Here is a 19,765-nt window from a genome sequence, read left to right on the forward strand (position 1 = left end):
AAAGAGAGGAAGCAAAGAGGTGAAGAAACTATTAATTACTGGAGGAGCTGGCTTTATTGGTTCTAATTTGGCTAATTTTTATAGTCAACAGTATCAAGTTTTTGTGATTGATGATTTGTCCATGGGGCAAGTGTCAAATTTGCAACAAACTGAGCAATTGGTTTTTATTAAAGGAAGTGTGACAGATCAGCAATTATTGGACGAAGTACTTTCAAAGCATTCATTTGAGTATATCTTTCATCTTGCAGCCGTGGCCAGTGTAGCAAGTTCTGTGGCACAGCCTCTAGAGACACATGAGGTCAATTTTTTAAGTGTATTAAAAATCCTGGAATCAATAAAAAAATATCAGAAAAAGCTCAAACGTTTTGTTTTTGCTTCGTCAGCAGCCGTTTACGGTGCAGAGCCAACGTTGCCTAAAAGAGAAACCTCGGTGATTTGCCCTTTGAGTCCCTATGCTATTGATAAGTTTGCTGCTGAGCGCTATGTTCTCAATGAATACCATTTACATGGGGTGCCCACAAGCGCAGTTCGCTTCTTTAACGTCTATGGTCCCAATCAAAATCCTTCTTCACCCTATTCTGGTGTCCTGTCCATTTTGATGGATCGTTATATCCAGTTAGAGCATGGGCAAGCGAGCCAATTTCAAATATTTGGAGATGGTCAGCAAACACGTGACTTTATCTACATTGAGGATGTCCTAACTGCATTAAATTTAGTAGCAACCAAAAGTGAAGCGTTGGGACACGTTTATAATGTGGGTACCGAAGTTGCCATTTCCCTTAACCAATTAATTGAAGAAATGAACCAATTAGTGGGGCTTTCTTTGCCAATTTCTTATCAAAAAGAACGAGATGGTGATATAAAATATTCTCTTTCAGATAGTTCGGCTTTGAAACGCTTAGGTTTTTCACCCGTTTATTCCATTCAAAAAGGACTTCAAAAATATCTAAAGTTTACCCATAATACCCAAAATAGATAAAAAAAGACGAGACTTATTTGTTAAGTCTCGCCTTTTTTTGTGCAAATGTTTCGCCCCAATGGCACAGCGAAGAGAGGGCATCGTAAAGAGCATATCCTTCCGGAGTGAGCGTATATTCCACACGCGGTGGCAGTTCGTTAAAGGATTCTCGATGGACTAGGCCATCTTTTTCCATTTCTCTCAAGCGATCTGTCAGGACGCGCTGAGTGATTCCGTCGAGCGCACGCATCAATTCGCCGTTGCGCTTGGTTCCTTGAAATAATTCATCCATTAAGGATAATTTCCATTTGCCGTTAATGGTAGAAAGGGCTAAGTTGATACTGGTTTGTTTATCAGTGGTCATAGTTTCTCCTTGTGACACGTAATGGTTACTTTTTTCTTCCTAGGTGAATAAAAAGTGCGTACTTTTTTTCTCCATGATAGTGAGTAATAATAACTATGTCAAGTAAGGCAAGAGAAAGGAAGAAAAAATATGATGTATCAAGATGTTGTTCGCAACCGTCGTTCAGTTCGGGATTTTATGCCAGATGTTGAGATTCCTAAAGAGGAATTAATGGCTATGATTGAGGAAGCGATGCTAGCGCCAAATAGTACTAATTTAAATTCATGGCGTTTTTTAATTGTCACAGAAAAAGAACAAAAAGAGGCGCTTTACGAAGTTTCAATGCAACAACCAGCAGTTAAAGGGGCAGCGGCGGTGATTATTTTATTAGGCGATTTGACTGCTTATACAGTGGCAAATGCAGATGAAATCAGTGCTAAAGCTGTGGCACAAGGCACCATGACAGAAGAAATTCGTCATGGAATTAATGAAAATGTTTCTTGGTACTATGATGTTAGCGAAGAACAAAAAAGAGAGTGGCTAATGTTAGACCAAGGCTTAGTTGCGATGCAGCTGATGCTTTCTGCAAAAGATCGAGGCTATGATACTGTGGCGATGTCTGGGTTTGAAACAGAAGCAGTTCGCAAGTTATTTAATATTGAGGATCATTTAGTGAACGGACTGATCATTCCGATTGGCAAAGCTCAAACACCCGGCTTTGAAACAGTCCGACGAGATGTTTCAGAAGTAGTAACTTGGTTAGACTAAAAAGCTAAACAGTTCTGTAATTGCTGTTTATTAGATTTTGAGCGTGGAACAAACATCCAAAGTGATTGTTGTCCCACGTTCGTTTTTTTTTTGATCATCCGCTTTTGAGAATGGCCAGAGAAGACGTTTAGTGAACCAATTTTGAAAGAAAGTGATACACTAGAAGAAAAAGAAGTGGGGCGACTTTATGCGTTATGTCATAATGCAGTCACGAGATATTCGTGAAAATTTAGCAACGGAAGATTATCTATTAAACACTCTCTCTTTTGAAGAGCCCTTAGTGTTGTTCTATATTCAGGAACCCTGTGTTATTTTAGGCCGAAATCAAAATGCTTATGAAGAAATTGACTTAGCTTATGCTAGAGAGAAGGGAATCGTGATTACTCGCCGTTTATCGGGCGGTGGTGCTGTTTATGATGATCTCGGGAATGTCAGCTTTAGTTTTGTTGTTCAGGAAGGACATCAAGCTTTTGGGGATTTTAAAGCGTTCACGAAACCAATTATTGAAGCATTACATAAAATGGGCGCAACGGGGGCCGAGATTAGCGGTCGCAATGATTTATTAATTGATGGGAAAAAATTTTCTGGCAATGCCATGTATACAAAAAAGGGGAAGATGTATACTCATGGTACCTTGATGTATGATGTTGATTTGGCAGAAGTTCAACGTGTTTTAACTGTTTCTAAGAAAAAAATTGAATCAAAAGGGACAAAATCTGTTCGGGGACGCGTAACCAATTTACGGCCGTACTTAGACGAAAAATATCAACAATTAACCATTGAGGAATTTCGCAATCGTTTACTGATGGAGCTCTTTGATGTCGAATCTCTAACTGAAATTGCGGAGAAAGAATATGTCCTAACCAAAGCAGATCAACAGGAAATTAGGAAATTGGTTGCTGAAGTGTATGGCAATGAAGCTTGGATTTTTGGTGAAGCGCCTAAATTTACGATCAAAAAAGAAGAAAAGTTTAAAGGCGGCATCGTGGATGCACGTTTGACTGTTGAAAAAGGTAAAATAATTGAGCTAACGATTTATGGTGATTACTTTGCCAAAAAAGAAACGGCGGAAATCGTTGCAGCTTTATTAGGGGTGGACTATCGGTATTCATCAATTTGGCAAGCATTAGCAGCGTTCAATTTTGAAGACTACTTTGTAAATATCACCAAAGAAGAATTTGTTCATTTATTGGTGGATTAATAAACGTTCTGGGACAAAAGTCAAAAAATTTTTTGTCCCAGAACGTTTATTTAATGATGGTTGCTCTTGCTAGAAAAATTTCCCATGAACGTCCCAATTGCCAGTATCTTTGGCTTTTTTCAATGTTTGCATTCGACGGAAGCCAACAGGATGATCAGATAAGAAGTTACTCAATTTAAGCCAGATGGTATCATCATGTAAATCAACACTATGAAAGTATTCTTCTAAATCCACACGACTGCCCATATATTTTCCTGAAAATAAATAAATCATACTTAAAGCACCTTCTTCGGCGTAATATAAACCTGCGCGATCAGCAGTATATTCTTGCGTTCTTGTAAAACTTTTATCTAACGCAACTGGTTTCAAAATAATGGATAACATTAGCCGCCATAAATTAGTGTGCCCACATTTATGGTGTCCTAGCTCGTGTGCCAAAATAAAGCGAATCAGCGAAAAATCGCCTGTATTGTACGCGATATCCAACAAATCACTGTGAATGACAACATAGCGTCTGTGTAAAGAGCATTTTGCCGCAAAAGCGTTTAAGACACCATTCCCGTTGATTAAATAGAGACGTGGCAGCCTTAATTTTTTAGTGCCAAAGCCCATTTCTTTTGCTAAATCAATATACAAGGAATAAATTTCTGGTAACTGATTTGCTGTAATTTCCACTCCGTTAGAAGCAGTATCCATGTACATATAACGAATGGTAAAAAAAGCAATGACTGGCGCAATGGGTGCAATTAAGACAATTAATAACCAGTCAGGAATCGGCAAATCACTCAATATCAACAAAGCAACTACCCCCAATGCTAAAAACAATAAAACGAAACCAATAATTATCATTGGTAATTCAAAGCGATAACGTAACTTGGCAACAGAAATCTCTTTCTTTTTTTCCTGCGGTTGACACATAAACATTCCTCCCCAAACATTTCTCAAACACTTTTTCAAATAAAATGACTTATCTGTTGTTTCCAATATACCATTGGTTAATCGGTAATGACAATGCTGGGAGCTTGGATAAAGGTAATTATATCAAGTGATTAATGAAAGGGACTCGTTGTACGCGGGGAATTGGTCTATCTTGATTAAATAAAATTTTAATAATTTAACTGTTTTAGACGTAATAAAGTAGTTTCTGGAGTTAATTTTTTTATGACATACAAACGCAAAATCGCATGTTCAATTTTTTGTTCTTCTGGCGATAGCTCTGAATTTATATAGGATAACTTCTCGATTAAATACGTTAAAAATGAGCCCGCACCTTGGCTGCCCACTAAAAAGCCCATTTCTTCCGTTTCGGTTAATTGTTGTTTTTTTAAGTGGTAAATTTCATGTGCAAGTGCCCCCGAGATAATGATTTCATCCGTTTGGTTGTTCAAATTCGTTAGTAAGTCGCTTTTTGTTGCTACTGTAACAGTTTCCATTACACTCATCCTTTGCATTTATATGATACATTTAGTATAACATGGTCTCACTTTTTTTATTTTTCTTCTTGCTCTGGTACGCGTTTCATAAGTTAAGCTAGGTGTATCAAAATATTGGAGGGCATGAAAATGAATGTTATAGTGGAGATAAGTGATAGACTTGGTATGGATTACTATTTTGTCTCGGTGACTACGACAGCCAAAAGTCTTCAGTTAAATAGTCCCAAAAAATACTACAAGATTTGGCATCAAGAAATTCCGTACCATCAGATAACGGAGTGGCACTTGACACAGCAGGAGGATATTCAGGAAATTTCTTTTGCTTGGCAGGAGACCTTTTATCGTTTTGTCGATTACGGGACAGGAATTGTGCCTTATTTAACTCAATTTTGTAAAGCAACGAGGTGAAATTATGACAACAATTCGAGAAATTGCTCGGCTTTCAGGATCTTCAGTTACGACTGTTTCGCGCGTGATTAATCATCACCCATATGTTTCTGAGGAAAAACGACTGAAAATCCAAGCAATTATTGATGAGTTGGGCTATAAGCCCAATATATTAGCGAGAAATCTCAGCTTTGGGAAAAGTAACACATTAGGTGTCATGGTTCCTTATACGAATCAACCTTATTTTGATGCTATTTTAAGTGGGATTATCCACCAAGCGTTTCAGCAAGGGATGATGGTTAGTTTATTACCAACGGATTATGATAAAGAAGTTGAAAAAAGTTACTTGGAAAAAATGGCCACGGGTGCGTTTGATGGCATGATTGTTTTATCAAAGGCAAATCCTTTAAGTGTGTTTGCTCCGTATAAAGAGCAAGTTGTTTTTTGTGAAAAAATAGAAGACCCTAGTTATGCTAGTATCTATATCGATCGTTTAACGGTTTATCGTCGGGTTTTTCAAGCATTGAAACAACAAGGATGCAATGAAGTGGCAATTACGATTAACCGTGTCCCAGAAAAAAGTACAAGCGCACGTTATTTAGTTGACGCATATCAGGAAATTTATGGAGAGATTCCCGAAAATCGGTTATTTAAGGGCTGTTTAACGTATGAAGATGGGTGTGAAGTAGGACGTCAATGTGCGCAAGATCCAACGCTCCAAGCGGTTGTGACCAACGGTGATGAAATTGCCGCAGGGATTCAAGCCGTTATTGAAAGACCACTCTTTTTAGTGGGACAGGAACAAACCTTATTAAGTGAAATTTTAAATTTTTCAACAATCTGTCATCCATTAATGGAATTAGGAGGAAAAGCCACACACTTATTTCAAGAAAAACGGCCGAAAACGGTCCAATTGACTTCTACATTTATTAATCGACAACCAAATTTTTCTTTTTCTTAGAAAAATTCTGGTTGTTTTTTCTTTGGTAGAATAAGGTTTTTCGCTAAAAAACAAAAAAACTTACAAAAAGTAAGGCAAAAACCTTTACTTACTTTTAGTAAGGTAGTATAGTAAGCATGTAAACAAAATTAAATGAATTTACTGAGGAAATTCGAAAGGATGAACATATTATGTCAAAATTTACTGAAATGATGAAAAACCGTCGTTCGATCTATGCTTTAGGAGAAAATTTACCAATTTCAAAAGAAGAAGTAACGGCTTTAGTAAAAGAAGTTGTTAGAGAAAGTCCAACAGCTTTTAACTCTCAAACACAACGCGTTGTGTTCTTATTCGGCGATGCCCACAAAAAATTATGGTCAATAACTGAAGATGCCTTAAAACCATTGACTCCAGCAGAAGCTTTTCCAAACACACAAGCTAAGTTACAAGGCTTTGCAGCTGGTGCGGGCACAATTTTATTCTTTGAAGATACAGATATCGTGAAAAACTTACAAGATAGCTTCCCATTATATGCGGATAACTTCCCTGTTTGGTCTGAACAAGCAACTGGTTTAACACAAGCGAACGTTTGGACTGCCTTAGCGCAAGAAAATATCGGCGCAAACCTACAACACTACAACCCAGTCATTGACGAAGCGGTTGCTGCAGAATGGTCAATTCCTGCAAACTGGAATTTACGTGCACAAATGGTTATTGGTTCCATTGAAGCGCCAGCTGGCGAAAAAGAATACATGGAAGATAGTACTCGTTTCAAAGAATTTAACTAAATCATTGCTTTAGCAAAACGAAGAGGAAAGGAGTGAAAGCAAATGATTCAAGCATTACCAAGTAATATTGGGATTCAACAAGTCACTTTGAAAGTGGCTGATTTGGATAAAATGGTAAACTTTTATACGAAAACAATTGGCTTAAGACTTTTAAAACAAGGAGAGGGACGTGCCTGGCTAGCGCCACAAGGCACCAATGATGCAATTCTTGTCTTAAAAGAACTAACTGCTGGGGAAGAAAATCAGGGAACTACTGGCTTGTACCATGTTGCTTTCCTTCTACCAACACGGAAAGATTTAGGCAATATGTTGTTGTGGCTTTTGCAAGAAAATGTGCAAATCGGCGCAGCAGATCATGGTTATAGTGAAGCCCTTTACTTAAGTGATCCAGAAAATAATGGCATCGAAATTTATTGGGATAAACCAGAAGAAGTCTGGGATATTCGCCCAAATGGTGAAATTATCGGTGTGACAGAAGAATTAGACGGTGATGGTTTAGCTGCAGAAGCTGACAGTCACTGGCTAGGAATTCCCGAAGGTTCTAAAATTGGGCACATTCATTTGAAAGTGGCCGATTTAGATACCACTGAAGCGTTCTATAAAAATTTAGGGTTTGGCTTAAAGTCTAACTTTGGTCAACAAGCGAAATTTTTTGCAGCAGGTCAGTACCATCATCATATTGGAACAAATACATGGAGCGGCAATCAGTTGCCAACGATTCAAGAAAATCAATTTGGCTTAGAAAATTATACCTTCCGTTTACCAACTGCGGCCGATTTAGAGATAGTCCAAGCCAATGCGGAAGAAGCAAAGTTACATTTTATTGCCAAAGATCATTTACTTGCGTTAGCAGATCCTAACGGCATGATTATTCAATTTACCTATTAAAACCACTCTCAAACTAGCCCTTCGTTATTAAATGAAGGGTTAGTTTTTTTTTTGCATTATTTCGCATTTGTTTGCAAAATAATGCAAAAGGTGCTATCTTTACTTAGAAGAGGTGAGGAATCATGTTGATTGAAGAGCGTTTGGCTAAGATTCAAAAAATAGTGAAAGAACAAAAAAGTATTTCCATGGAAGCGTTAGCGGAGCAAGTCTCCGTTTCAAAAGATACTATTCGGCGAGATTTAATTCGTTTAGAAAAGGAAGGACACTTAAAAAGAACGCATGGTGGTGCTATCTCAGTTCAGTCTGAAGCAACTATTTATGATTATGCTCAACGAATAATGAAGCATCCAGAGAAAAAACAAGCCATTGCCCAAAAAGTTTGGGCAACCATTCCCAAACAAGCGTCCATTTTTTTTGATTCATCAACCACAGTGGAAGCGGCTATTCGAGCGATGGAAAATAGTCCGATTCACGCGATAACGAACTCTCTCAGCCATGCGCTACTTCTAGCGCAAATGGATCAGACAAAAATTACAGTATTACCTGGGCAACTGCATAAACAACAACTTTTTTTATTTGGAGCAGAAACAGTCGCCAAGGTTGGAGAATTTGCCCCCGACTATACATTATTAGGTGTGTTTGCGTTATCTGAACAAGGATTATTTATTCACACAGAAGAAGAAGGTCAAGTCAAACGGCGAATGATTCAACAAGGTAAACAAGTCATTGCCTTAGCGGACCAAACGAAATTGAACAAAACGGGGTTATTTAAAATTTGCGAATTAACAGAAATTGATTGTTTAGTGACAGATACACGACCTGATGAAAAATTCTGTGAGCAGTTAGCGCAAGCAGGCGTAACGTTGATTGTCGCAGATGAATAATGGAAGATAATAATGAAGCGAAAAATTAATTATACACATGTTGCTGAACCTACTGTTTTTGAGAATGTTTTTCCAACATATTTGACGAATGAAACGATGATGGCGCGCAAACAGAAAGTATTACAACGAATGGAAACAGAAAAATTCGATCAATTAGTTTTCTATGCAGACAAAGAGCATGGCAGTAATTTTGAATACTTAACTGGCTTCATTCCGAGGTTTGAAGAAGGACTCCTTGTGTTAAATAAGGATGGTGCGGCGACGCTTATTTTAGGCAATGAAAATTTAAAACTGTGCCAACATGCGCGCATCTCAGCCGATTTAATTCATTATCCAGCTTTTTCGCTACCTAATCAACCAATGGCTGGAGAACAAAAGTTGTCGCAGATTTTTGAAACGCTTCTCGATGAAACAGCTCAAAAAATAGGTATTGTTGGTTGGAAAATGTTTACAACACAACAGCAAGAACCTGCTACGATGTTTGATGTACCATATTTTATTGTCGAAGCACTGAAAAAAGCGCTGCCGCAAGAAGCTCGTTTACTAAATGGGACTCACTTATTGATTGGAGCAAAGGGGGCCCGCACAACAAATAATGCCAACGAATTGGCGCACTATGAATATGGGGCGAATTTGGCTTCTCGCGGTATGTTAAAGGCCTTAAATGCAATTGAAGTAGGACAGCGTGAAACGGACCTTGGGGCTTTGTTAAATGATGAAGGTCAAACGCCGACGGTAGTAACCATTGCGGCAACCGGACAACGTTTTGAATATGCAAACATGTATCCGACTGCCAAAGAAATTCAGTTAGGCGATGCCTTGTCATTAACTACAGGCTACAAAGGCGGCTTGTCTAGCCGAACAGGTTTTGTTATTGAAAACGAGCAGCAATTGCCAGAAGCGCAACGTGATTATTTAGAGCGCGTAGCAAAACCCTATTTTCAAGCTGTCGTTCACTGGCTTGAAACCATTCGGATCGGACTGTTAGGACGAGAAATGTATCAAGCGATTGAAGAACAGTTACCAAAAGAAATCTATCACTGGCATTTAAATCCTGGCCATTTAGTTTCGGATGATGAATGGATGTCGTCGCCTATTTATCCAGATTCAGCCATTCGTTTGGAAAGTGGCATGCTCTTTCAAGTGGATATTATTCCTTCTGTACCTGGTTATACAGGGGTGAGTGCTGAAGAATGTGTGGCTTTGGCTGATAAAACACTGCAAAAAGAGATTCAGCAAAATTATCCAGACATGTGGCAACGGATTGTGACACGCAAAGCCTATTTAAAGGAGACATTAAAGATTGACTTACCAACGGAGGTTTTACCAATGTCTAATTTAGTTGGTTACTTACGGCCTTTTTATCTAGCTAAAGACAAAGCTTTGTGTGTAGAAAAACCAGCTCTTAAATGAGTAGGTCCCTTTTTTTGAGTTTCTTTTGGGCCTTATTTATAATCAATATAGAGAAGGAAGAACACCAGAAGAGAGGCGTGATGGCAAATGCATTATCCTGAAAAGCTGAAAAAAGCAGTTTTAGCTAAAGCGAAAGACTTACCATTAGAAGGTTTTGTGGAAGGGCAAGGTCCGCAACAGCCAAAAGTAATGTTGATTGGGGAAGCCCCTGGAAAAGAAGAAATTAAAGAAAATGTGCCATTTATTGGTCGTTCAGGTCAATTGTTGATGGAACAATTACAGCAAGTTGGCTTAAGTCGTGAAATGGTGTATATCACCAGTGCGGTTAGGAGTCGGCCTTTTTCTGTAAAAACGAAGCAGATTGCAAAAACAGGAGAAAGAGTAACCAAATTTCCTAATCGAACGCCAACCAAAGAAGAAATCAAAATTTTTGCGCCTTTGCTTGATTGGGAAATCGCTGTTTGCCAACCTGAACTAATTTTGACACTGGGAAATATTGGGTTGCAACGACTTTTAGGACCAAAGCTAACAATCACTGCAGTGCACGGAACGGTCATTCAGTCGCCCATTCAAACATTTGATGAGCAATCACAAAACTATTGTTGGACGCAGAAAACCTATCAAATCATTCCACTCTTCCATCCAGCGGCTGTCTTTTATAATTATCGTTTAAAAGAAGTCGTGAAAGAAGATTGGCAAGTGGTTCAAAAACAACTACAACTGCTTAAGAAAGTTTAAAATGAGAAAAATAGAAGGATGGTTGTTTTTTCGAAGAGAGAATGCTACCCTAGAAGTATCAATAAATAGACAGATTATTTAATCGCTGGGTTGAATAATTGAAGGATTCTGATTTTTGCGTAAGCCTTGAAGCAAAAAGAATGAGTCCTTTTTTTGTTAGAAGGAGATTTGGGTATGGAGCAAACACAGCAAAACCATTTTACTGCGTTGTTTTATAAAAATGTTCTGTTAGGAATTTTAAGTATGGCGGCGCAATCAATTTTTATTTTGGCGGACACATTTTTCATTGCAAATGGGATTGGCACCGAGGCGTTGGCGGGGCTTAACATTGTATTACCGCTCGTTAATATCATTAATGGATTAGGTTGGATGTTTGGCGTTGGCGGCGCTACGTTGTTTTCGACAACGGTTGCGCAAAAAGAAATCAAAAAAGCCAATCAGTATTTCAGTTTAACGATTGGGTTAGTTTTCGTTATAGGGAGTCTCTTTACTTTAGCGAGCTTGATTTTTTCCGATCAAATTATTCTGGGACTTCAGGGGACCGGGGTCTTGTTTGGTTTGGCAAAGGAATATTATATGATTTACCTTAGCTGTTCATTATTATTTATTTTAAACAATTGCCTGATTACTTTTTTAAGAAATGACCATAATCCTCGTTTGGCAACGATTGCTTTTGTCAGTGGGGGAATTGTCAATATTATTTTGGATTATGTCTTTATTTATCAATTTGGGTGGGGCATGGCAGGTGCGGCCATTGCAACGGTGATGTCACCTTTAACAAGCTTAATCCTGATTACGTTTCATAAGTGGTCGCCACAACGAGTTTTACGTTTTGAAAAGTTTAAAGTGAAATTTCAGGATGTTCGAGAAATTATGTCGATTGGTTTTTCCTCCTTTTTAAATGAATTTTCTTCGGCCTTTGTCATGTTTTTATTTAATATTGTTTTGCTGAACTTAGTCGGTCATGTGGCGATTTCAGCTTATGCGATTGTTGCCAATCTCAATATTATTGTGATTGCCATTTTTACAGGGATTGGGCAAGGGGCGCAACCATTACTCAGCCGATACTATGGTTTAGGGGAAACGAAGGTGTTGCGTAAATTTGTTAAACTTAGCTTTGTTACGTATTTGGCGGCCGGCTTCCTGTTCTTTTTAATCAGTCAAGTGTTCACGGGACAAATTATTGAGGTCTTTAATAGCGAAGGGAACGACCAGTTGGCACAAATTGCTAGGACAGCCATCCGCTTATATGCGATTTCCTTTTTGTTTACAGGATTGAATTTTATGGGGATTTATTACTTTTCGGCAGTTCGTAAACCGAAAATGGCGCTAATGATTTCCTCTTTGCGTGGGTTCTTTTTAATTGTGCCTGTTTTATTTATTTTGGTGAAATTATTAGGATTAACTGGTGTTTGGTTAGCCATGCCCGTAGTTGAATTTGTTACGTTTGGACTAATGCTTGTGGGCTACCTTGCGTATCGAAACTATTTGAAAAAAAGAGAAGCAGTAACCTGATGTTGGTTACTGCTTCTTTTTTTGTTTAGTTTACATAGTTTTCAGTTAAAGTCATGAATTGTTCCACATCTTTTAGGACTTGATCAATGCCGGCTTGCCAGAAATCAGGTTTCGTTAAGTCAACATTTAAATGTTTTTTCGCTAATTCTTCGCTTGTCATCGAAGCAGTGTCTCTTAATAACGCAATGTATTGGTCTTCAAAAGAGCTGCCTTGTTGATTGGCATACGCATAGATACCCATGCTGAATAGATAGCCAAAAGTATACGGGAAATTATAGAAAGGCACATCATCAATAAAGAAGTGCAATTTGCTCGCCCAGAAATGAGGATGATAACTGCCAAGACTATCTTTGTAGCTTTCTTTTTGCGCCGCTAACATTAATTCAGTAATATCTTCTTCCGCTACTAAACCTTTTTGGCGCGCTTGATAAAAATTATTTTCAAAGATAAAACGCGCATGAATGTTCATAAACATGGCAATGGCATTTTGCATTTTTGTGTCTAAAAGGTTAATCTTTTCAACATCTGATTTGGCCTCTTTTAAGGTGGCGTCAGCAACAATCAATTCTGCAAAGGTACTAGCTGTTTCTGCTACGTTCATGGCATACTCTCGATTCAATGAAGGTAAATCCCACATCACGCTACTATGGAAAGCATGACCTAATTCATGGGCTAAAGTAGCTACTTCGTTGATTGAATTGCCAAAGGTCATGAAAATCCGCGACTCTTGTGTCTCAGGTAATTCTGTACAATAACCCCCAGGACGTTTGCCTGGACGATCTTCAGCTTCAATCCAACTTTTTTCAAAAGCCATTTGGGCAAAATCAGCCATTTTCGGACTGAATTTACGGAAATTTTCTAAAATAAAGGCAGCGGCTTGATCAAAGGAATACGTTTTTTCTTCTAAATCACCTAAAATAATTGGCGCATCTTGGTCTTGCCAGTCCATTTTTTCTTTGCCGAATAATTGCGCTTTGCGTGTTAAAAAGTCGACGAATGGTTGTTTATTTTTTTGAATGGTTTCCCACATGACCGTCAATGTCTCTTGACTCATTCGATTATAGTTTAAGGGATTTTCTAAATAATCTGTAGTGCCATGCAATTTGTAATCAGATAAACGAAACCCATCTAGGTGATTTAGGGTGTCTGCCAAAATTGAAGCTTTGCCACTCCAAGCTTTCTCCCAAGCTGTAAACAAACGTTGACGAACCTCTTTGTCAGGATCTCCCATCATGCGGTTAAAGGCTTGGCCTGCAGATAGTTCAGTCACAGAGCCATCTTTTTCTTCAAAAGGAATCACGATGGAAGCAACAATCGTATCGTAATGTGTACTCCAAGCATTTAAACCATCTAGAGAAAGCGTATTGATGATATTTTCTTCTTGTTCAGAAAGCAGTTTTTTTCCATCACGACGTAATTCATTTAAGCGAAAAGCCATTGTTTTGAACGGTTCTTCGGCTAACAGGACTTGCCAATGTTCTGCTGAAATCTCGGTGATTTTTTTAGTAAAAACGGTTTCAGCTAATTGAATTGCTGGCAATAGATTGTATAAATCGCCTGATAAAATTTTGGCCTTGGTATCATTAGTATTGGCAGAAATTAAAGCAGTTAAAAAGCTATTACATTGTGAAAAGCCACTTGAGATTTTCCCTTGTAACGTTAAAATTTCAGCAAATTGTTCTTTACCTTGATCACTTTCTGGTGTCCATTCTGTGATTAATTGATGGTATTTTTTTGTTTGTTCGGTTAATTGAGTCATTCGTTGGCCAAGTTCTTTGGACTCGCTCCCATTGGGGAAAATACTGTCTAAATCCCAGGTAATAGAATAGGTCATATCCAATCCTTCTTTCATTTTTTTCTTTTCAGTATATCATAAGACCTAAGAGAAGTTGTTTCTTTTTCCCTCGAAACCGACTATAATAAAAAAGAATTTTCCCTGGTAGACACGGGGCAACTTGAACAAAGAAAAGAGGATTATATGAAAAATTATTTGAAAGATAGTAATTTATATTTAGTCATTGCGTTTGTTATTATGGCCATTTTATTTTTCAGTTCATCACAGACGTATGAACAGCAGTCACAAGTTGGTCTTTTAGATAAACTTCTGAGCAGTCATCCTTTTGAAGAACAATTAAAAAATATTTCTTTTCAATATGCTGGCAGTGAAGTGAGCATTCAAGCTAGTGGTTATAGTAAATTTGTTGAATTTTTTATTCGTAAAGGGGCCCATTTTGGTACGTATTTTCTATTAGGTGGTAGTTGGTTCATTGGATTAGTGCCAAGAATCAAAAGCCTGTTTTTAACAGGTGTTGTTTCCTGGCTAACTGCTACTGGCTATGCTGGTTTAGATGAATTTCATCAAATGATCACAGGCGGAAGGACCCCCCTTTTTCAAGATGTTATGTTGGATGCCATGGGTGCTTTGACAGCCATCGTTATTTGTTTGGTGGTTCATGGTTTGAAGAAAAATAAAAAAAGAAGACGCTAATTTAGAAGAGCTTCGTTTATTCGTCAGAAAGGTGAATAAGCGAAGGTCTTTTTTTTGGTAGCGCTTGTTCCTAACTGAAAAGAAGAGTAGAATAAAGGAGAATAGTAACGAAAAGTCAGGAGGAATCAAGGATGTCAGGACACAGTAAATGGAGCAACATTCAAGGGCGTAAAAATGCGCAAGATGCCAAACGTGGAAAAATTTTCCAAAAAGTTTCAAGGGAAATCTATATGGCGGCAAAAGCAGGTGGCCCTGACCCCGCAATGAATCCTGCTTTACGTTTAGCGGTCGATAAAGCTAAGTCAGCCAACATGCCCAATGATAATATTGCTCGCGCCATAAAAAAAGCCAGTAGTGCGGGTGAAGGGGAACATTATGACGAGGTAACTTATGAAGGGTACGGGCCAGGTGGCGTGGCAGTTTTAGTTCATACGCTAACAGATAACCGCAACCGAACGGCCACCAATGTTCGCGTCGCGTTTACTCGAAACGGTGGCTCTTTAGGTGAAACGGGTTCGGTGAATTATATGTTTGATCGTAAAGGCTATATTGTCATTAAGCGAGAGAATCATGCAATTGAGGAAGACGACATGCTAGAAGTCGTTTTGGAAGCAGGCGGCGAGGATTTAGAAACATCACCAGAAGTATTTGAAATTTACACAGCACCAGAAGATTTTACAGCGGTTCGCGATGCCTTAGAACAAGCGGGTTATTCATTAGCACAAGCTGAATTAACAATGGTTCCGCAAACCTTACTCACCTTGAACGATGAACAAAAAGCACAATTAGAGCGCTTGGTCGATAAGTTAGAAGACGATGATGATGTGTCAGAAGTATTTACCTCTGCAGAAAATCTATAAAATAAAGGGATGCTTGGCGTCCTTTTATTCATAAAATGAAATCGGATACAGAATGGAGGGCATTTTGAAAAAGAGAATTTGTTTACAAGCAATCAGGGAAGAAGCGGAAGCCTATTATCGTAACGGTGATTTTTATTGCTCGGAAGCGATTGTGGCGACCATTCGGCAACACTTCGATGCGGAGATTCCCATTGAAGCTGTGGCCATGGCTTCTGGGTTTCCTGTAGGTGTTGGAGGTGCGAAGTGTATTTGCGGTGCTCTTTCAGGCGGGGTTATGTGTCTGGGTTACTTTTTTGGTCGGACAGAAGCCAAAGGAGAACAAGTAAATAAAACGATGGCTTTAGCCAACGAATTGCATCAAAGTTTTCGCCAGAAGCATCGAGTGGTTTGCTGCAGTATTTTGACAAGTAAAATGACGATGGGCTCACCTGAGCATATGGAACAATGCATTGGCTTTACTGGAGAAATCGCTGAAACAACCGCAAAAATTATTGCACGAGAACTTGCTTACGAATTAGTCTAGTAAAAAATGAGAGAGGAGCAACCAGATTCAGGTGAATGAATCTGGTTGCTCCTCTCTCATTTAATGCGTAATCAATTAACCAAGTACTTTTTCATAAGCTTCCACTTGAGATAAGACACGTTGGAGCTGTAATTCATTTTCAATATAGTTGATTGAATTACCTAAATCTTCTTGGCGGTTTGTTTCTAAACGATCGACTTCTTTTTTTGCTTCGTTCAATAAGTGTAGAACTTCTTCCTTAGATAACATGTACTCACCTCCTTGCGCAGTTCATCTACTATTAGTGTACTCCTTTTTTTCAAAAAAGGGCAATAATAGGATATTAAAAAACAAAAATAGCGGTTAGAACCGCTATTTTTGTTTACTCATGGCGTTGTTGTGCTAAAATCGCTTCGATTCGTTCTCTTTGATCTGCCAAAAAGTGAGGCAAATAAAGGGGGATTTCATCAAAGTTTGGACTTTGATTTTCATAGGCTTCGGCATCTAGCAGGCCTTTTTGTGTGGCTACTTCAAATAATAAGTGGTTCGGTTCTCTAAAATACAATGATTTGAAAAATTCGCGGTCTTTAATTCCTGAGTTTGTAAAATTCTTTTCCTCTAACAGACTATCAACTTGCGTTAATTCTTGCGTATCTTCCACCCCAAAGGCGACGTGATGAACGCCACCAATTCCTTCAATGGCAAGCGGATTGGTTCGGTCATCAATGATATGAACCTCTTGATAAAACTGTGGATGATGATTTTCCAGAACAGTTACTTCATGTGCAGTTTCAAAAAAAGGTACTGTTTCTTTTTCATACCAATGTAAATAATCCACTAAAGGTTGCTTGGTAGCTGCGGCATATTGGACGCGTAATTGAATTGCATCAATGCCTAAAATTGCATGTTCTACTGGAATTTCAGCATGCTCAGCTGGAAAATAATCTTCCGCATTTTCAAATTCACGTAACGGAACAAGCGCCATTTGCGTATTATCGGGCGCTTCAAAACGCAAAATTGGATGTTGGTTAAATATTTCCACACCATAGTGGCAGATATCCGCTTGCTCAAGACGTTCTGCCCAAAAATCCAAAGAGGCGCGCGTTGGTACTTTTAAAATAGTCCGTTCAATCGTATTTGTCCCAAATGATTGATCTTGGCCATCATTCAATTCAAAAAAAGTTAATTCGGTACCTGTTCGTTGCTTATTATCTGAGAAAAACAAGTGATACATGGTGTGATCGTCTTGGTTGATCGTTTTCATTAGTAATTTTAATCCCAGTGTATTATGATAGAAGTCAAATGTAGGCTTTATCAATCGATTTAAAATAGAGATGTGATGAATTTGTGCATACATAGTAAAATTCCTTTCTTGGAGGTTTATTAAATGAAACAATTTTTTCAAAAAGGGTCGAAACCTAATCAATTAGTTGTCGCTTTCCATGGTACTGGTGGCAATGAATATCAATTATTAACGACCATCGCAACCCTTTATCCAGAAGCGAGTGTTCTAAGTTACTTAGGGACAGAAGGTGTAGGCGAACAGCGACGCTTTTTTGCGCCATTAGTCAATGGAGCATTACCTCGTGCTAACTTTGATGAGCGAGTGACGGCGTTTCTAGAAGAAGTTTGGCAACCGCAAAAGTTATACGATGAAGTTATTTTTATAGGGTACTCTAACGGTGCCAATTTTATTTTAGGCCTGTTAGAAAAGAACCCGACTATTGCTAACACTGTTATTTTACTGCATCCAAGCAATTTAGGCTATCAATATGTATCTGGTGAGTTTGCGACAAAAGTGATTGTCACAACAGGGGCTCAGGATGAGTTGAGTATTCCGGGACAAGTTCTTTCTTTAGCTAATCAATTAAAGAAACATTTTCCAGTCGACTTTTTACTAGTGGATGGCGGTCATGGGTTATCGGAAGAAGAAGTAACGAAAATAAAAGAAGTTCTTTAAAAAACAAGCTGCAACCTTTGCTGAGAAGTGGTTGCAGCTTGTTTTTTCATGTGTGTTTAAATGATTTAGTTCTTTTTATTAATGAAAGCTTCCGCAAGGGCAAAGTCTCCTGCGTAAGGTTCATCTACGCCGTTTACTTTTTGATAAAGGTCGGCGCCTTTACCAGCTAAGACAATCGCATCATCAGCCGTTGTGCTTAAAGATAATGCGTGAGCAATTGCTTCGCCACGATCTAAAACGGTGTAAACAGGCATTTCTTTGGTAATATGGGCTTGGATTTCTTGGCAAATTTTTGCTGGATCTTCACTGGCTGGGTCATCGGTTGTTAGGACTGCAACATCAGCCAATTCAGAAAGAACCGTACCAAAGTCTTTGCGGCGAGAAATCGCTTTGTCTCCTGTGCTGCCGACAAGAACAATTAAGCGGCCGTCAGGATGTTCTTCGCGGACAAAGGTTAAAAGATTCTTTAAACTGTCATAGTTATGAGCGTAATCAACATAGATGGTTGCGCCATTAGTATTCGTTAAAGATTCCATTCGGCCAGGGACGGTGGTTGCTGCGATCCCTTGTTGACACTCTTCTTTTGAGGCTCCCACAAGGACACTAGCAATCGCCGCACTTAACGCATTACCTTTGTTAAAATCACCACCTAAACGAAGGTGATAAGAGCCGGCTAATCCTAACGCATCTGCGGGACTTTCAACAATAAAACGTAAGGAATCCTCTGAAGAAACAGCGAATGAATAGTCAACTTCTGGAGCTGGCTGACTGCCATAGACAATGGCTGGGACTTTCTGTTGTTGTGCGGTTTCTTTAAGTAATGGAAAATAATCAGCTTCGTGATTCAACACAATGACTTTAGAATGTGTAATCAATTGACGTTTGCAATAAAAGTAATCGTCAAAGGTTGGATGTTCAATTGGACTGATATGGTCGGGCGTAATGTTTAAAAAAATGCCGACATCAAAAAATAGCTTGTAAACGCGATTGGTTTTGTAGGCTTGGGAAGAAACTTCCATAATAAAATGGGTCATCCCGTTAGCAACAGCGGTCGCCATCATTCGATACAAGTCCAAAGATTCTGGCGTAGTCAATGCAGATTTAAAAAATGTTTTGCCATCTAATGTCGAATTCATGGTAGAAAGCAAGGCTGTTTTTTGTTGTGTAGCAACATCTAAAATATATTTGGTGAAATAAGCCGCTGTTGTTTTACCTTTGGTTCCAGTAAAGCCAATCAGTTTTAATTTATTTTGTGGATAATCATAAAAAGCCATGCTTAACACAGCCATTGCTTTTTTTATGTCAGTCACGATAATTCCTAGTTGCGCTGGAACCTCATAAGGCACCTCAGAAACATAGATTTCTAGGCCGTCTTTTACGGCATTTTCTAAATAGATTTCTTTAAAGTTTAATCCTTTACAAAAAAAGAGTGTTTCTGCTGTTACGTCTCTCGAATCGTAAGAAAGAGCCGTTACTTCTCGTTGACCTAACGTGTCGGAAAGGGTCAAGTGCCAGCCTTCTGGTGAAATAAATTCTTTTAATAAATCTTCTTTTTCTAAGCAATCGCGAATTGCGAATAATGAAATCGTCACTTTTTTTGCCTCCAAACGTTTCAACGAAATTTCAAAACTGATGTCATTATAGCATTATTTTTCTTTTAAAAAAACCATCTCGTTAGCGTGAGAAAATCCATGAGAAA

General features: G+C 38.6%; 22 protein-coding genes. 15 read left to right on the forward strand and 7 right to left on the reverse strand.

What is annotated here, in order from left to right:
- Positions 1–19 precede the first annotated feature (19 nt).
- Positions 20–979, forward strand: coding sequence for a GDP-mannose 4,6-dehydratase (locus IGL49_RS01945; RefSeq protein ID WP_104855066.1), 960 nt, complete (start codon positions 20–22; stop codon positions 977–979).
- Between the two features lie 13 nt (positions 980–992).
- Here the strand turns inward: IGL49_RS01945 and IGL49_RS01950 are convergent, their stop codons facing one another.
- Positions 993–1,340, reverse strand: a complete 348-nt coding sequence (locus tag IGL49_RS01950; RefSeq protein WP_002355464.1) for a winged helix-turn-helix transcriptional regulator — start codon at positions 1,338–1,340, stop codon at positions 993–995.
- Between the two features lie 111 nt (positions 1,341–1,451).
- On the opposite strand from IGL49_RS01950, the gene IGL49_RS01955 reads away from it, so the two are divergent.
- Both IGL49_RS01955 and IGL49_RS01960 read left to right on the forward strand, forming a co-directional pair.
- Positions 1,452–2,069, forward strand: a complete 618-nt coding sequence (locus IGL49_RS01955) for a nitroreductase family protein (protein ID WP_104855065.1) — start codon at positions 1,452–1,454, stop codon at positions 2,067–2,069.
- Between the two features lie 187 nt (positions 2,070–2,256).
- Positions 2,257–3,270: a lipoate--protein ligase gene (locus IGL49_RS01960; protein ID WP_104855064.1), complete on the forward strand. Its 1,014-nt coding sequence runs from the start codon at positions 2,257–2,259 to the stop codon at positions 3,268–3,270.
- A 69-nt stretch (positions 3,271–3,339) separates the two neighbouring features.
- Here the strand turns inward: IGL49_RS01960 and IGL49_RS01965 are convergent, their stop codons facing one another.
- Together IGL49_RS01965 and IGL49_RS01970 are read right to left on the reverse strand one after the other, a co-directional pair.
- Positions 3,340–4,194 (reverse strand): M48 family metallopeptidase, encoded by an 855-nt coding sequence (locus IGL49_RS01965; RefSeq protein ID WP_104855247.1) that lies wholly within the window; start codon positions 4,192–4,194, stop codon positions 3,340–3,342.
- Between the two features lie 182 nt (positions 4,195–4,376).
- Entirely contained in the window at positions 4,377–4,712 is a 336-nt protein-coding gene (locus tag IGL49_RS01970; protein ID WP_164982909.1) for a hypothetical protein, read from the reverse strand.
- A 114-nt stretch (positions 4,713–4,826) separates the two neighbouring features.
- Here IGL49_RS01970 and IGL49_RS01975 point away from each other — a divergent pair, with 114 nt between their 5' ends.
- The 8 genes from IGL49_RS01975 (at position 4,827) to IGL49_RS02010 (ending at position 12,256) form a co-directional block, all read left to right on the forward strand.
- Complete coding sequence (locus tag IGL49_RS01975) at positions 4,827–5,111, forward strand: hypothetical protein (protein WP_162782611.1); 285 nt, start codon at positions 4,827–4,829, stop codon at positions 5,109–5,111.
- A gap of 4 nt (positions 5,112–5,115) precedes the next feature.
- Complete coding sequence (locus tag IGL49_RS01980; protein WP_104855244.1) at positions 5,116–6,051, forward strand: LacI family DNA-binding transcriptional regulator; 936 nt, start codon at positions 5,116–5,118, stop codon at positions 6,049–6,051.
- A 170-nt stretch (positions 6,052–6,221) separates the two neighbouring features.
- On the forward strand, positions 6,222–6,818 hold the full coding sequence (locus tag IGL49_RS01985; protein WP_104855243.1) for a nitroreductase family protein: 597 nt from the start codon (positions 6,222–6,224) through the stop codon (positions 6,816–6,818).
- A gap of 42 nt (positions 6,819–6,860) precedes the next feature.
- Positions 6,861–7,706, forward strand: a complete 846-nt coding sequence (locus tag IGL49_RS01990; protein ID WP_104855242.1) for a VOC family protein — start codon at positions 6,861–6,863, stop codon at positions 7,704–7,706.
- Between the two features lie 122 nt (positions 7,707–7,828).
- Positions 7,829–8,590 (forward strand): DeoR/GlpR family DNA-binding transcription regulator, encoded by a 762-nt coding sequence (locus tag IGL49_RS01995; protein WP_104855241.1) that lies wholly within the window; start codon positions 7,829–7,831, stop codon positions 8,588–8,590.
- 12 nt (positions 8,591–8,602) lie between these two features.
- The gene (locus IGL49_RS02000) at positions 8,603–10,003 is read left to right on the forward strand and encodes an aminopeptidase P family protein (protein WP_104855240.1); all 1,401 of its coding nucleotides are present in this window, start codon (positions 8,603–8,605) and stop codon (positions 10,001–10,003) included.
- An 87-nt stretch (positions 10,004–10,090) separates the two neighbouring features.
- Positions 10,091–10,741, forward strand: a complete 651-nt coding sequence (locus tag IGL49_RS02005) for a uracil-DNA glycosylase (protein WP_104855239.1) — start codon at positions 10,091–10,093, stop codon at positions 10,739–10,741.
- A 174-nt stretch (positions 10,742–10,915) separates the two neighbouring features.
- Positions 10,916–12,256: an MATE family efflux transporter gene (locus IGL49_RS02010; RefSeq protein ID WP_104855238.1), complete on the forward strand. Its 1,341-nt coding sequence runs from the start codon at positions 10,916–10,918 to the stop codon at positions 12,254–12,256.
- A 25-nt stretch (positions 12,257–12,281) separates the two neighbouring features.
- On the opposite strand, the gene IGL49_RS02015 is transcribed toward IGL49_RS02010, so the two are convergent.
- A complete protein-coding gene (locus IGL49_RS02015) occupies positions 12,282–14,108 on the reverse strand; it encodes a M3 family oligoendopeptidase (RefSeq protein WP_174108238.1) in 1,827 nt (608 codons plus the stop codon).
- Positions 14,109–14,234: 126 nt separating this feature from the next.
- Between IGL49_RS02015 and IGL49_RS02020 the strand changes: the two genes are divergently transcribed.
- The 3 genes from IGL49_RS02020 (at position 14,235) to IGL49_RS02030 (ending at position 16,127) form a co-directional block, all read left to right on the forward strand.
- The gene (locus IGL49_RS02020; RefSeq protein ID WP_104855236.1) at positions 14,235–14,744 is read left to right on the forward strand and encodes a VanZ family protein; all 510 of its coding nucleotides are present in this window, start codon (positions 14,235–14,237) and stop codon (positions 14,742–14,744) included.
- 131 nt (positions 14,745–14,875) lie between these two features.
- A complete protein-coding gene (locus tag IGL49_RS02025) occupies positions 14,876–15,604 on the forward strand; it encodes a YebC/PmpR family DNA-binding transcriptional regulator (protein WP_104855235.1) in 729 nt (242 codons plus the stop codon).
- A gap of 52 nt (positions 15,605–15,656) precedes the next feature.
- Positions 15,657–16,127 (forward strand): C-GCAxxG-C-C family protein, encoded by a 471-nt coding sequence (locus IGL49_RS02030; protein WP_002384891.1) that lies wholly within the window; start codon positions 15,657–15,659, stop codon positions 16,125–16,127.
- 75 nt (positions 16,128–16,202) lie between these two features.
- Here IGL49_RS02030 and IGL49_RS02035 read toward each other — a convergent pair whose 3' ends face one another.
- On the reverse strand, positions 16,203–16,376 hold the full coding sequence (locus IGL49_RS02035; protein ID WP_002355495.1) for a hypothetical protein: 174 nt from the start codon (positions 16,374–16,376) through the stop codon (positions 16,203–16,205).
- Between the two features lie 112 nt (positions 16,377–16,488).
- Complete coding sequence (locus IGL49_RS02040; protein WP_104853924.1) at positions 16,489–17,463, reverse strand: ring-cleaving dioxygenase; 975 nt, start codon at positions 17,461–17,463, stop codon at positions 16,489–16,491.
- 30 nt (positions 17,464–17,493) lie between these two features.
- On the opposite strand from IGL49_RS02040, the gene IGL49_RS02045 reads away from it, so the two are divergent.
- A complete protein-coding gene (locus IGL49_RS02045; protein ID WP_002358653.1) occupies positions 17,494–18,066 on the forward strand; it encodes an alpha/beta hydrolase in 573 nt (190 codons plus the stop codon).
- A 65-nt stretch (positions 18,067–18,131) separates the two neighbouring features.
- On the opposite strand, the gene IGL49_RS02050 is transcribed toward IGL49_RS02045, so the two are convergent.
- A complete protein-coding gene (locus tag IGL49_RS02050; RefSeq protein WP_104853925.1) occupies positions 18,132–19,658 on the reverse strand; it encodes a UDP-N-acetylmuramoyl-L-alanyl-D-glutamate--L-lysine ligase in 1,527 nt (508 codons plus the stop codon).
- Between the last annotated feature and the right edge of the window lie 107 nt (positions 19,659–19,765).

Source organism: Enterococcus sp. DIV1337a (assembly GCF_051712285.1).
Taxonomy (GTDB): Bacteria; Bacillota; Bacilli; order Lactobacillales; family Enterococcaceae; genus Enterococcus; species Enterococcus faecalis.